At 71.1% G+C, this 12,733-nt stretch carries 13 protein-coding genes; 11 read left to right on the top strand and 2 right to left on the bottom strand.

Annotated elements, in window-relative coordinates:
- Positions 1-370: 370 nt before the first annotated feature.
- The 7 genes from AB0I73_RS17650 (at position 371) to AB0I73_RS17620 (ending at position 5,478) form a co-directional block, all read left to right on the top strand.
- On the top strand, positions 371-640 hold the full coding sequence (locus AB0I73_RS17650) for a DUF6284 family protein (protein WP_363038291.1): 270 nt from the start codon (positions 371-373) through the stop codon (positions 638-640).
- A complete protein-coding gene (locus AB0I73_RS17645; protein ID WP_363038289.1) occupies positions 640-1,068 on the top strand; it encodes a hypothetical protein in 429 nt (142 codons plus the stop codon). The genes AB0I73_RS17650 and AB0I73_RS17645 overlap by 1 nt, the downstream gene beginning before the upstream one ends.
- Positions 1,065-1,925, top strand: a complete 861-nt coding sequence (locus tag AB0I73_RS17640) for a protein spdB (protein ID WP_363038287.1) — start codon at positions 1,065-1,067, stop codon at positions 1,923-1,925. Before AB0I73_RS17645 ends, AB0I73_RS17640 begins: the two co-directional genes overlap by 4 nt.
- Positions 1,925-2,284: an RRQRL motif-containing zinc-binding protein gene (locus AB0I73_RS17635; RefSeq protein ID WP_363038285.1), complete on the top strand. Its 360-nt coding sequence runs from the start codon at positions 1,925-1,927 to the stop codon at positions 2,282-2,284. Before AB0I73_RS17640 ends, AB0I73_RS17635 begins: the two co-directional genes overlap by 1 nt.
- Positions 2,271-2,588 (top strand): hypothetical protein, encoded by a 318-nt coding sequence (locus tag AB0I73_RS17630; protein WP_363038284.1) that lies wholly within the window; start codon positions 2,271-2,273, stop codon positions 2,586-2,588. Before AB0I73_RS17635 ends, AB0I73_RS17630 begins: the two co-directional genes overlap by 14 nt.
- A gap of 103 nt (positions 2,589-2,691) precedes the next feature.
- On the top strand, positions 2,692-4,806 hold the full coding sequence (locus tag AB0I73_RS17625) for an ATP-binding protein (RefSeq protein ID WP_363038282.1): 2,115 nt from the start codon (positions 2,692-2,694) through the stop codon (positions 4,804-4,806).
- Between the two features lie 207 nt (positions 4,807-5,013).
- Complete coding sequence (locus tag AB0I73_RS17620) at positions 5,014-5,478, top strand: hypothetical protein (RefSeq protein ID WP_363038280.1); 465 nt, start codon at positions 5,014-5,016, stop codon at positions 5,476-5,478.
- Here the strand turns inward: AB0I73_RS17620 and AB0I73_RS17615 are convergent.
- The gene (locus AB0I73_RS17615) at positions 5,475-6,500 is read right to left on the bottom strand and encodes a hypothetical protein (RefSeq protein WP_363038278.1); all 1,026 of its coding nucleotides are present in this window, start codon (positions 6,498-6,500) and stop codon (positions 5,475-5,477) included. The genes AB0I73_RS17620 and AB0I73_RS17615 overlap by 4 nt on opposite strands.
- A gap of 141 nt (positions 6,501-6,641) precedes the next feature.
- On the opposite strand from AB0I73_RS17615, the gene AB0I73_RS17610 reads away from it, so the two are divergent.
- The 4 genes from AB0I73_RS17610 (at position 6,642) to AB0I73_RS17595 (ending at position 11,025) form a co-directional block, all read left to right on the top strand.
- Entirely contained in the window at positions 6,642-7,529 is an 888-nt protein-coding gene (locus AB0I73_RS17610) for a bifunctional DNA primase/polymerase (protein WP_363038276.1), read from the top strand.
- Between the two features lie 2 nt (positions 7,530-7,531).
- The gene (locus AB0I73_RS17605; protein WP_363038274.1) at positions 7,532-9,004 is read left to right on the top strand and encodes an ATP-binding protein; all 1,473 of its coding nucleotides are present in this window, start codon (positions 7,532-7,534) and stop codon (positions 9,002-9,004) included.
- A gap of 440 nt (positions 9,005-9,444) precedes the next feature.
- Entirely contained in the window at positions 9,445-9,681 is a 237-nt protein-coding gene (locus AB0I73_RS17600) for a helix-turn-helix domain-containing protein (protein ID WP_363038272.1), read from the top strand.
- 75 nt (positions 9,682-9,756) lie between these two features.
- Positions 9,757-11,025 (top strand): site-specific integrase, encoded by a 1,269-nt coding sequence (locus tag AB0I73_RS17595; protein WP_363038271.1) that lies wholly within the window; start codon positions 9,757-9,759, stop codon positions 11,023-11,025.
- Positions 11,026-11,100: 75 nt separating this feature from the next.
- Here AB0I73_RS17595 and AB0I73_RS17590 read toward each other — a convergent pair whose 3' ends face one another.
- The gene (locus AB0I73_RS17590) at positions 11,101-12,462 is read right to left on the bottom strand and encodes a glutamine synthetase family protein (RefSeq protein ID WP_363038269.1); all 1,362 of its coding nucleotides are present in this window, start codon (positions 12,460-12,462) and stop codon (positions 11,101-11,103) included.
- Positions 12,463-12,733: the final 271 nt, after the last annotated feature.

The following is a 12,733-nucleotide window of genomic DNA, read 5'->3' as shown; positions in this document are numbered from 1 at the left end:
ACGGCCGGAGGGTGGGGACGACAGGTCCCCCTTGCAGTGCGTATCCCCTGATCAGACGGCCTAAGGAGCGGCAATGAGTCGACGAAAGCGATGGGCGCGGCCGTGAGCGACCGACACGGCCGCGCCGTTCCATCCCCGGTCCGTGAGCGCGAACGAGCGCCACGGCCAGCCGGTCACGTTCCACCGAATCGCGGCGGCCAGCGCCGCGCCGGTTGCCTCCTTCGGCCGTCCGGGACCGCTCTCGGAGCGGGGTCCGTACGGCCGAAGCGGTGGGGAGCCGGAGAACCCGACTTCAACGGCGTGAGCCCCCGGTGCTCGAACACCGGGGGCTCTGTTCGGGCCGTTCACCTGTGGAAGGACACACGACCCAATGAGTCACATCGTCACTGTTCAGGACGCTGTTACCGCGTTCGCCGACTTCATGGAGCCGACGAACGCCGAGCTGGACGCGATCGAGCGGGAGATGCCCGTCATCCTGGCGGGCGTCGACCTGCTCGACGCGCACATCACCACGCTGGACCGCACGCCGACCGAGCTGGACGCCCGGCGCATCCGCCGGGCCCGCCGCCGGGCGCTGGCCGCCCGCGTCGCGCTGCTCAACCGCGCCACGGCCGCGAGCCTGCCTGGGGGTGCCGCGTGATGGACCGCTTCCCCCTCACCCCGCTCGACCGGTGCAACGTGGCGGCGGCCCGCCAGGCACTGGCCGCCGCGCAGACCGTGGACCTGCTGAGCGAGACGGCCATGGCCCGCACGATCGGCCGACTCGAGGTCGCCCTGGAGCGACTGATCGAGATGGTCGACCCGGCGGCCGACGAGGACGCCGTCCGGTGCCCGGCCGCGCACCCGGAAGACCCGACGCCGTGCAGCGGCCCGGTCGTCGTGACCGTCCTCGACGCGGCGAACGCCGGTGCCGACGGCTGCGAGCACCACGCCGCCCGCTTGCTGGCCTCGCTCACCGGCGGACGGCCGGTCGCCAAGCCGGACGCCCCCGCCGGTATCGCCCTGCGCATCTTCCGCGCCGCGCACCACACCCGCCCCTACCCGTGGCGACAGGAGGGCACGGCATGAGCGCCAAGACCGTACTGCCGGCCGTCGCGATGACGGCCGTGTCCATGGTGCTCACCCTCGCGGTGGTCGTGATGTGGCTGGGCACGGCCATGCCGTGGCCGGTCGCCCTGGTCGTCGGTCTCGGCATCGACGGGGGATGGCTGGCCACCCTCGCCTACGAACGCCGACTCGCCGCGCAGGGCGACCACAACCGCACGGTGACCGCCGTCGGCTGGTCCTTCGGCCTGCTCGCCACCGCCGTCCTGGTCGCCCACGCGCTGACCGCGGAGCACTCCGCCGGCGCGTGGCTGGCCGTGGCCTGGCTGCCGATCGCGGCCAAGGCCCTGTGGCTCGTGCATGGCATGTGGGAGCGCACCGCGCTCACCCCGGTCGCGCTGGACGCGATCCGCGGAATTCAGCAGGAGGCCCGCGACGAGGCGGCCGTGGCCCGCGCCCGGCTGCGCGCCGAGGCGGCCACCGAGGAGACGCGGCTGACGGCCGTGACGGAGGCCGGGGCCCGCGTCGCCCGCGTCCAGGCACGGACCGCGCAGACGCTGTCCGGGGCGTGGTCGACGCTGGAGACGGCCCGCGCCGGCGAGGAGACCGGCAGGGCGCTGACCAGCGTGACGGCCCGCGTCACACCCGACGTCACGCCCCGCTGGGAGCTCCCGGTGTGGGGCCCGTCGGAGCCGCTCACGGCCCGTTCACTGGAGGCCGCACCGGCGCTCACCGATGAGGCGCTGGACGTCATCGTGGACGAGATCCGTACCAGCGAGACCCCGGCCCTCTCGTACCGGGAGATGGCCGCCCGGTTCCGCACGGCCGGTCACTCCGCCTCCGAGGTCCGGTTGCGGGCGGCGTGGAAGCGCGTCGCTTGATGGGGGCACTGCCGGTGTACCGCTGGCGGCTCGCCCCGGACGGCTACGCCACCCGCCGCCAACTGCGGGCCCGCGGTTTGCGGCCCGGCGGGCAGGAGGTGGCCGCGCAGCTCGAACGCCCCCGCCGCCGGCGGGGGCCGCTGGTCGCCTACCTGTACCGCGTCGACCTGGCCGTGCCGGTCCGGCCGATGACGCCCGCCCGCAGGGCGGCGCTGGCCAAGGCCAACACCGCCCGCCGCACGTGTCCCGCCTGCCGGCGCGATGCCGGCTACGTCATCCCCGCCGCGCTGGGCACCTGCGTGCCCTGCGCCGATGCCGACCCGCACGGGTCCGATGGGAGCACCCATGAGCAGTGCTGACCTGCGTCGTCTGGACCGCGAGATCAGGCAGACGGCCAAGAAGCTGGAAGCGGTCCGCCGGGGTGAGTGGTGGCCGCTGAACGGCAGTGAGCGCCGGGCGATGGCCCGCGCCCTGGCCGCCGGTGGCTACAAGGTGGCCCGGGGCCGCAGCGCGGGCCGTGAAGAGCAGCGCATGGACGCCACCGGCAACTCCGCCGAGATCCGGCTGACCGCGGAACTGACCGCCCTGCACGCCGAGCGGCAGCGGCTCCTCACCGAGGCCGCCCGCGACAAGGCCAAGAAGAAGTCGTCCGGCTGGTTCTGACCAGCCATCACGCCGGGGTGGCCGCTCTTTCCACGGACCCGGCCACCCCGGCTCACTCCCCTTACTCCCGCCCCCGCTGGGGGCAGTCAGGAGCTCTCCCAGCATGACGGAGAACGTCGTCCACCTCCACAAGCCCACCGACCCCCCGACCCCGGACACCACCCCGACCGTGCTCACGGTCGTACCGGACCCCGCCCCGGCGGCGCCCGTGCCGCTGTGGGTGCGCTCCGGACGCGCGGTGAAGACGGCCGTCACGCACGAGACGACCCGGGCGACCGTTCGCGCCGTGGCGCGGCACAGCCTCTACACCCTCAACGGCGGCCGGATCGTGGCCCGCCGTGCCTGGGACGGCCGCACCGGGTCCCGCTATGAGCGGATGATCCGGGCGGCGGAAGCCGCGGGGAACCTGGAGGCGGCCGAGGAGTGGGAGGAGCGGTTGCAGCGCTTCCGCGCCGCCCGCCACCACCGCCGCATGGACCTGCTCCACTCCCCCATCGACGCGGCCAAGGGCGTGGCCGTGGGTGCCGGGATGAGCGTCGGCGTGCTGGTCGCCCTCGGCGTCGTGATGGCCCTCAACACCGGGCAGGCCGGCGACGTCATCACCCCGCTGTCGGCGACCGTCGACTTCATCGCGCTGCTGATCCGGATCGTGCAGGTCGTGTGGGGTCCGGCGCTTACGATCGGCCCGTTCCTGGCCCTGCTCGCCCTGTGGTCGGTTGGCCGCAAGCAGCACGCCGCCCCCGCCTGGGCCCTGCCGGCGAATGTCCGGTCGGGTGAGGGCGAGCCGATCACGCCGTCCATCGTGGTCAAGGCCCTGCGCGACCTCGGGGTGCCCGCGCTGGCCCGCGCCATCAAGGAGATGGGCGACGCCGGCGCGAGCATGCTCGGACCGATCACCATCGCCGGATGCGGGGTGGAGGTCGACGTCACCCTGCCCTCCGGGGTGTCCACCGTGGAGGTGCAGAACAAGCGGCGCAAGCTCGCCGAGAACCTGACCCGGCACGAACACGAGGTGTTCATCACCATCCCCACCGCCGCCCGCACGGTGCGGCTGTGGGTGGCCGACTCCGGCGCGCTGGATGAGCCGATCGGCCCGTCCCCGCTGGCGGTCGATGAGTCGCTGACCGCCGACTACGCCAAGGGCCGCGCCCCGTGGGGGCAGGACCTGCGTGGCGATGCTGCCGCGCTGAGCCTGTACCAGCGCCACCTTCTGATCACGGGGCTGTCGAACCAGGGCAAGACGGCCGCGCTGCGCGCGCTCGCCCTGTGGCTCGCCCTCGACCGCTCGGTGGAGTTCCGCATCGCGGACCTCAAGGGCGCCGGCGACTGGGCCATGTACGACGGGCTCGCCACCGTCCTGATCCAGGGCCCGACCGATGACCACGTGATCGAGGCGACCGAGATGCTCGAAGGCGGCGTGACGGAGATGGAACGCCGCCTGACCGCGCCGCCCGGCACGACGTTTCCGCCGCTGATCCTGCTGGTCGACGAGGCGCAGGTGGCGTTCATGTGCCCGCTGCTCGACGCCGACAAGCACCCCTACGGCGGCTCCAAGGCCACCAGCCGCTACTTCATGGCCGCGCGGAAGATCCACAACCAGGGCCGGGCGGTCAACGTGCTGCTGTGGCAGGGCACCCAGGACCCCACCGACCAGAACCTGCCCAAGCTGGTCCGCGAGGGCGCCCACACCCGCGCCTCCCTCGCCCTGGGCACCGAGTCGCAGGCCCGCATGGCGCTGGGGGACAAGGCCGTCGACGGCGGGGCCGCACCGAACCTGCTGCGCCCGGGGCTGGACAAGGGCACCGTGGTGGTCGCCTCGGACGGCATCGCCATCCCGGCCGGCCAGGCGTCCCTCACGGTACGCACGCACTACATCGAGACCGACACCGCGACCGCGATCGCCGAGCGCGCCAAGCGGCTGCGGGACGGCGTGACCACCCTGCACGTGATCGAGCGGGACGCGGAGCGCGATCCGCTCGCCGACATCGCCGCCGTCCTCGGCACCGCCTCCCGCGTCCTGACCGCCGACGTCCTCAAGCGGCTCTCCGCGCTCAACGAGGACGCCTACGGGCGGTGGACGCCCGGCGACCTCAAGCGCGTGCTGGAGGACGCCGGCGCCGAACCGTACAAGTCCGACGGCCGCATGGTCGTCGCCCGCGACCGCGTCGCCCGCGCCCTCGCCCACCGCGACACCGAGGGTTCCGCTTCCGCCGACTGACGGCAGGGAACCGGCCCCTGACGGGTCAGGGAGGCAGGGAGAACTCCCTGACCGCCTCCCTGCCCCGCCTCCCTGCCCCTGACCAGCACAAATGATCGTTCAGGGAGTCAGGGAGGCCCGCAGGTCAGACCTCCGAACCCCCCTCCACACGGCACCCCCCAAGGGGGTGCCTCTGCCTCCCTGACCAACGTTCGGAAGGGATTCCGCATGTACCCCGACCACACCCACGGCGTGCCCGTCGAACGGGCCGTGGAAGTCCACCAGCCCACCCCGCTCCCGCCCGCCGTCCCCGTGTCGGCGCCGGTCGTGCCGGGGCAGCCGGGCACCGTGCCGGCGGTGGCGAGCATCGTCCTGCCCGACGGCCGCGTCGTCACCGGCTACGCCGTCGCCCCGGCGCAGCCCGCGCCGGTCACGGTGAAGCCGGCCGTCTCGCGGACGGCCGTGAACGTCGCCCTCGGGGGTGTCGGGTTCCTCGCGGTGTGCGGCGGGCTGCTCCTGCTCACCTCGTTCATCGCCGCGCTCACCGCGTTCGTCACCCAGCTCATCATCCTGGCCGCCGTCATCTTCGGCGGCTGGATCGCCGTACAGATCCTCGGTCCGAGCGGCCACCGCGGCGGGACCACGGTGAACATCCGCAAGGCCACGTTCAAGCGCAACCACTTCCACGGTTAAGGCTTGTTGTAGGCCAGCGGCCAGCCAACGAAGCCATCTTCAGTCTGGTAGACCAGCTCCACGTACTCCTCGCCAAGGAGATCCTTCAGGTCATCGCTGGGCTCGCTGGGCAGCAGCACCGCGACACGCAAACTCGCCCCGTTAGGAATGTGGCGGCGGTAGTCGGCCAGCTGCCCGATGGCCATACGGATGTTGCTCCGGGTCGTCATGCCCTTGGCCTCATACAGTGCGTGATCTGTGGCGTCGTACAGGTCAGGGGTGAGGGCCCCGGGTTCGCCCTTGATGGTGATCTGGAAGGTGTGGGTCTTGTGCCCCGCCGCGGCCAGATGGGCCTTGAATTCCTCGACCAACTCGCCCTCGCGGCGCAGCACCTTGCGCTGCCCGGCTGAGATGTCCGCGACCGTTTCCGCGGTGCTGTGGTGCTCGGTCTTCTTGACCTTCGCGCCGCTCTGCTGCGGCAGCACCGCCGGGGCCGGCACCGTGACCACGGGTTCCGTGATCTCGATTTCCGTGTGCGTGGCGGCCGGCAGACGGTCTGCCTCCGTCCATGCCGGGGTCGTTCCTTCGGCCGGCCGGAAGCGGAAGACCAGCACGTTGCGCATCACGTTGTCCTTGCCGGGCCCGCGCCGCACCTCGTACGGCTTGATGGGGTCCAGCACCATCTGGCCGATGTAGCGCTGCCGCATCGCTCCGCTGCCGGGCACCTTGCCGTGCGCGACGAACAGATGGATCTCGCGGTTCTTCTCGGCAGCGCTCAGCAGGGACCCGTTGCGGCCGGACGGCTTCTGGTCTCCCTTGGCGCCGGCTCCGGTGTACAGGTACAGCGGTCCGAACTCGTCGTCCTCCGCGCGGCCGTCGAAGGTGTAGCCGTACTCCTCGCCCGCGGACGGGTCGGAGTACACGAACACCTTGCCTGCTTCGTCGGCCGGCTCGATGCCCTGGAACGTGCCACAGCCGTAGGCCGCCGCGATGGCATCGCGCGTCGTCACCAGAGGCGACACAAGATCAACGGTCGTCGTCATGCCGCGACCTTAACCGCCCCCACCGACACCCTGCGCCCCACTTTTCCAGCGCAGGGAAAAGGGCGGCCCCCGCATCTCGCCAAAGAACCGGGGCCGCCCTTGCCAACCAGTCCGCAACAGACCTGTTGGAGGTCTCCCAGCATGACCCAACCCACCACCATCCGACGAGTGCCCAGCCCACGGCCGCGGCTGCCCGAACCCCTACGAACCGCGCTGACGCTGGCCGCGACCGACGTGCCGGTGCTGCCCCTGCGCGTGGGGAAAGTGCCGTTCGGCAACTGCCGCACCTGCGCGGACAACGCGTGCGGCGGCCGGCCGAACATGAAAAGCGCGGGCCCGTGCCGGTGCCCCGGTGTCTGCCACGCGTGGGCCGCCGCCACCACCGACCCCGCCGTCCTCGCCTCCCCGGCCTGGACGACCGCATGGCGACGGGCCGCCGCCATCGCCTACCACCCCGGCGGCGCCGGCCTGACCGTCGTCGACCTGGACGACGCAGCGGCCGTCGCATGGGCCCGCAAGAATCTGCCTGCCACCCGGGCCGTGGAGACGACACGCGGTGAGCACTGGATCTACCGGGGCGCCATGACGTCACGCAACGCCGTGCGTCCCGGCGTTGACATCAAGTCGGCCATGTCCTACGCCCGCTACCTCGGGCCCGGCACCGGCGCGATGACCGCCCTGCCGGACACCGTCCGCGCGCTCGCCGTGAAGGAACCCCCGACAGTCCGACCGGCGCCGCACGCGGTCGCCGTGCCCGCACCGCCCGGGAACGGGCAGTGCCTCCATCGCACGCCCGCCTACCTGGACCGGGGCATCGCCATGGCCGAGCAGCGCATCACCGCCGCCTCCAGTGCGGTCCACGCCACCGTCTACCGCACCTTCCTGGCCGTGCTGTCCACGCACGGCCGGTGCGGCTGCCTCACCGACGCCCACGTCGCCCGGCTGTTCACCGCCGCGCAGGCCAAGGGCGAAACGCTGCGGCACTGCACCGACGCGTGGACCAACGCCCGCACCCGGTTGGGGCTGTGACCATGTCCGACGACGAGAAGACCCCGGCCCGCGAGATCATCACCGACTACGCACAGGCGCACTTCCGGTACTTCCGCACCGCCGACGGCACCGTGTACGCGCAGAAGAACGGCCACCCGGTGGCCCGCCCAATCCGCTCCCAGGGCACCACGGGCAGCCACCGCCAGGAACTCATGGTCGGCCTCTTCCGCGACGGACTGGGCGTGTTCAACGGCACCGCGCTCAAGGAGGCGCTGGACCTGATCGAAGCCCTCGCGCTGACCGAGGACGTGCAGCCCGTCCACATCCGCGTCGCCCCCGGATTCGACGGGGCGACCTGGCTGGACCTCGGCCGGACCGACGGACAGTCGGTCCGTATCCACCCCACCGGCTGGGACATCGCCATCCCCGACCCGCGGGAGGTGTGCTGGCGGCGCACCCAGCTCACCGGCGAACTGCCCCTGCCGGCGAAGGACACCGACGGCAAGGGCATCGATCTGCTGCTGCGGCTGTGCAACTTCGCCACCGCGGAGACCGAGTGCCTGGCCCTCGCCTGGCTGATCGGCTGCCTCGGGCCGTCCGTGCCCGTCCCCGCGCCGTTCCTCACCGGCCCGCAGGGCGCCGGCAAGTCCACCGGCGGCCGGATGCTGGTGCGGATCATCGAGGGCATGACCGGCGACCTGCGCCGGGCCCCGAAGGACGAGGAGAACCTGATCGCGGCGGTGGCGGCGGGCTGGGTGACCGCCCTGGACAACCTCTCCCACATGACCCCGGACCTGTCCGACGCGATGTGCTGCATCGTCACCGGAGCCGAGAACGTCAAGCGCGCCCTGTTCACCGACGGGGACGTGTTCCGCGCCCGCTACCGCCGCCCGCTGCTGCTGACCGGCATCGACGTGGGCGTCATCCGCCCCGACCTCGCCGAACGCCTCCTGCCGCTGCGCTTGGAGCGGCCCCGGGTGCGGCGCACCGAGGCGGAGTTGTGGGCGGAGTACGCGGAGGTGCTGCCCATCGTCCTCGGGTCGCTCCTGGACCTCACGGTCAAGGTCCGCGCGGTCGAGGCGGAGACCCCGACCGACCTGCGGATGGCGGACTTCGCGCACCTGTGCGCGCAGCTCGACGCGGCCACTGGGCTCGGGGCGCTCGCCGCCTACCGGGCCAGCCTGGACGACCTGAACGACGACGTGATCGAAGGCGACCTGTTGGCGCAGACCGTCCTGCGGCACGCCGCAGAGATCGAACCGGGCGCGGAGCAGCGGATGACCTCCACGGAGTGGCTGCACTGCCTCACCCGCCTCTACACCGGCGAGGACTTCCGCCCCCTGCCCAAGGGTTGGCCGACCACCGGCAAGGTGCTCTCCGACCGGCTCAAGCGCCTCCAGCCGACCCTGGCCGCGAGGGGCGTCCTCATCGACTCGGGCCGCACCAGGGAGGGCCGCTACCTCGAAATGACCCGCTCGCCCGCTCCGCCCCCGCCCGAACAGCAGGCGTTCTGACCGGAACCGCCCCCGACCGCACAAGCAAGAGGAGCACCACCGGCCGGGCGTGCTCCTCTTGCTGTTCGGCGGCGGCGCCGCCCTGCGCAGGACGCGCCGCGCAGCGGCTCCTTCTTCACGCTGTGAGGCGCACGGCATCACCACAGACACCCCCTCTCTTTTTCCTAAGTGGGAAATGCTGCGTCACCTGCGTCACAGAGGTCCGGAAAACGCCGGGTGACCTGCGCATACGACCGTGACGCAGACGGCCGCCCTCTGCGTCACGCCGCGTCACCTGCGTCACCCGTGACGGACAGCCTGCGTCACCAGTGACGCACCCCCAGCGCGCTGCGTCATCCAAAACGCGCAGGTCAGACAGCGTGGATGACGCAGGTGACGCGGTGACGCAGAAATCCGAACCTCGGACAGACGCGGCCATGCCCTCCCCTCTTGGAGTCCCTATGGCACAGCCGACAGCCCCCGACCCCCGCGCCACTCTCCGAGGCGGCCTCCCCGACCGGTACCTCACCCCCGACGACATCGCCGAGATGTTCGAGGTGCCCCTGGAGACCGTCTATCAGTGGCGCAAGAAACGCACCGGCCCGCCCGGCTTCCGCATCGGCAAGCACCTTCGCTACGACCCCGCCGACGTACGGGCCTACGTCGACCAGCGCAAGCACGCCGAAACCGCCGCCTAACAGAACACCCACCACACAGCAGGGAGAGCCGCCCATGCGGCTCTCCCTGCCGCATGTCGAGAGGACCGCTGCCTGATGGCAGGCCACATCCAAGACCGGTGGTACAAGACCGAATCAGACGCCGCCGGCAAGCCCCGCCGCGCGCGCACGGACCGCTACGGCACCGGGATGCGCTACCGTGCCCGCTACATCGGCCCGGACGGAACCGAGAAGAGCAAGTCATTCCCCGACCGACAGAAGCGACTGGCCGAGCAATGGCTCGCCCACATTGAGGCGGACATGTCTCGGGGGCAGTACCTGGACCCGGCCGCGAGCCGAGTGACGTTCCGGCAGTACGCCGAGACGTGGCTGAACACGCAAACCACCGACATGACCACGCGGGAGTCAGTGCAGTCCGCGATTCGCGGTCATGCCATCCCCTACCTGGGACCGCGTCCGCTCGGCTCGTTCAAGCCGGAACACATCCGGGATTGGCTTAGCAAACTGGAACGGGCTGTCCCGGCATCGTCGTACCGGCGCGTGATCTACAACAACGTTTCGACGGTCCTCAACGCGGCGGTGGACGACGGTCACCTGTCGAAGAACCCGTGCCACGCGCAATCCGTGCGTCCGCCTGCTGCGGGAAGTGGCCGCGTTGTGCCGTGGAGCGCAGAGCGCGTCTTCGCTGTACGAGCGGCGCTGCCGGAGCGATACCGCGCGACGGTCGACCTCGGAGGCGGATGCGGACTCCGCCAAGGAGAAATCTTCGGGTTGCCCGTCGATGCAATTGGCTTCGACTCCGGATGGCTGAACATCGCGAACCAGGTGAAGGTGACGAAAGACGGTCTCATGTTCGCCCCACCGAAGCGGAACAAGATCCGCGACGTCCCCTTGCCGGACCGTGTGGCGCACGTCCTCAAACAGCATATGGAGGCATTCACCCCGGTAGAGATCACCCTGCCGTGGCTCCGGGTGGACGGTCCGCCTGTCACGAAGCGGCTGCTGTTCACCCGCCTCGACGGCGCGGGTGCGGTTCGGCGTACCGACTTCAACGACCGCGTGTGGAAGCCTGCCCTCGTGGCCGCGGGGGTGATCCCCGCGCCGAAACCGGGAGAGCGTCACCAGGCTGCCCGCGAACATGGCATGCACGCCCTCAGGCACTTCTACGCCTCGGTCCTCCTGGACGCCGGCGAGAACGTCAAGGCGCTGAGCAACTACCTCGGACACAACGATCCGGGGTTCACGCTCAGGGTCTACACGCACCTCATGCCGAGCAGCGACGCACGGGCCCGGAAGGCCGTGGACGGCCTGTACGAGGGCACCGATCCGGCGCCAGACGGCCCAGAGACGGCCCAGGACCCGTGAGACGCCACGGGGCCGACGGTCCGTGACCGGCGGCCCCGTCCACTGAATCAGAGGGAAACCTGCTCTGACCTGCCTCTACAACACGGGCAGGTTCTTGCGCAGTTCGAACGCCGTGACCTCGGAGCGGTACTCCTCCCACTCCTGCTTCTTGTTGCGCAGGAAGAAGTCGAAGACGTGTTCGCCGAGGGTCTCGGCGACCAGGTCGCTGCGTTGCATCAGGGCGAGGGACTCGCCGAGGTTCTGCGGGAGGGGTTCGATGCCGAGGGCGCGGCGTTCGGCGTCGGAGAGGGCCCAGACGTCGTCCTCGGCGCCGGGCGGGAGTTCATAGCCCTCCTCCACGCCCTTCAGGCCGGCGGCCAGGAGGAGCGCGTAGGTCAGGTACGGGTTGGCGCCGGAGTCGATCGAGCGGACCTCGACGCGGGCCGAGCCGGTCTTGCCGGGCTTGTACATGGGGACGCGCACCAGGGCCGAGCGGTTGTTGTGGCCCCAGCAGATGTACGAGGGGGCCTCGCCGCCGGCGCCGGCGGTGCGCTCGGAGCCGCCCCAGATGCGCTTGTAGGAGTTGACCCACTGGTTGGTGACGGCGGAGACCTCCGCCGCGTGCTTCAGCAGGCCCGCGATGAAGGAGCGGCCGATCTTGGAGAGTTGGTACTCCGCACCCGACTCGTAGAAGGCGTTGCGGTCGCCCTCGAAGAGGGAGAGGTGGGTGTGCATGCCGCTGCCCGGGTACTCCGAGAACGGCTTCGGCATGAACGTGGCCTGCACGCCCTGTTCCAGCGCCACCTGCTTCATGACCAGGCGGAACGTCATGATGTTGTCGGCCGTGGACAGCGCGTCCGCGTAGCGGAGGTCGATCTCCTGCTGGCCGGGGGCGCCCTCGTGGTGGGAGAACTCCACCGAGATGCCCATCGACTCCAGCATCGTGATGGCCTGGCGGCGGAAGTCCTGGCCGACGTTCTGCGGTGTGTGGTCGAAGTAGCCGGAGTTGTCGGCGGGGGTCGGGCGGCTTCCGTCGAGCGGCTTGTCCTTCAGCAGGAAGAACTCGATCTCGGGGTGGGTGTAGAAGGTGAAGCCCATGTCGGAGGTGCGGGCCAGGGCGCGCTTGAGGACGTAGCGCGGGTCGGCGAAGGACGGGGAGCCGTCCGGCATGAGGATGTCGCAGAACATGCGGGCCGTGCCGGGGGCCTCGGCACGCCAGGGCAGGATCTGGAACGTCGACGGGTCCGGCTTGGCGATCATGTCGGACTCGTACACCCGGGCGAAGCCCTCGATCGCCGAGCCGTCGAAGCCGATGCCCTCGTCGAAGGCCTGCTCCAGCTCGGCCGGGGCCACGGCCACGGACTTCAGGAAGCCCAGCACGTCCGTGAACCACAGCCGTACGAAACGGATGTCGCGCTCCTCCAACGTCCGGAGCACGAACTCCTGCTGCTTGTCCATCTTCCGCTTCCCCATCATCGCCGGTCGGACCGCCTTTCCCTTGCCGCGACGGATGGCCTCCTCGGGCTGCGGTCGGGCAGTCGGGCCATCCCACCACATCCGGGTTTCACGCGTGTTGCCGACCATGATCGTCCGACGGCCCCGTGGTTCATCGCGCCCGCTGTCCATCTTGCCCGTTCGGGCCGGTGTGCGGAACGGCGGGCGCCGCTCCGGCACGCCGTCGGCGCGCCGTCGGCGGCGGCCTCTCCGGCGCGTCGTCTTTCCGCAGGCT

Source organism: Streptomyces sp. NPDC050388, from assembly GCF_040655635.1.
Taxonomy (GTDB): Bacteria; Actinomycetota; Actinomycetes; order Streptomycetales; family Streptomycetaceae; genus Streptomyces.
The sequence above is the reverse complement of the archived record's forward strand: the minus strand, read 5'-3'. Positions and strand labels throughout refer to the sequence as shown.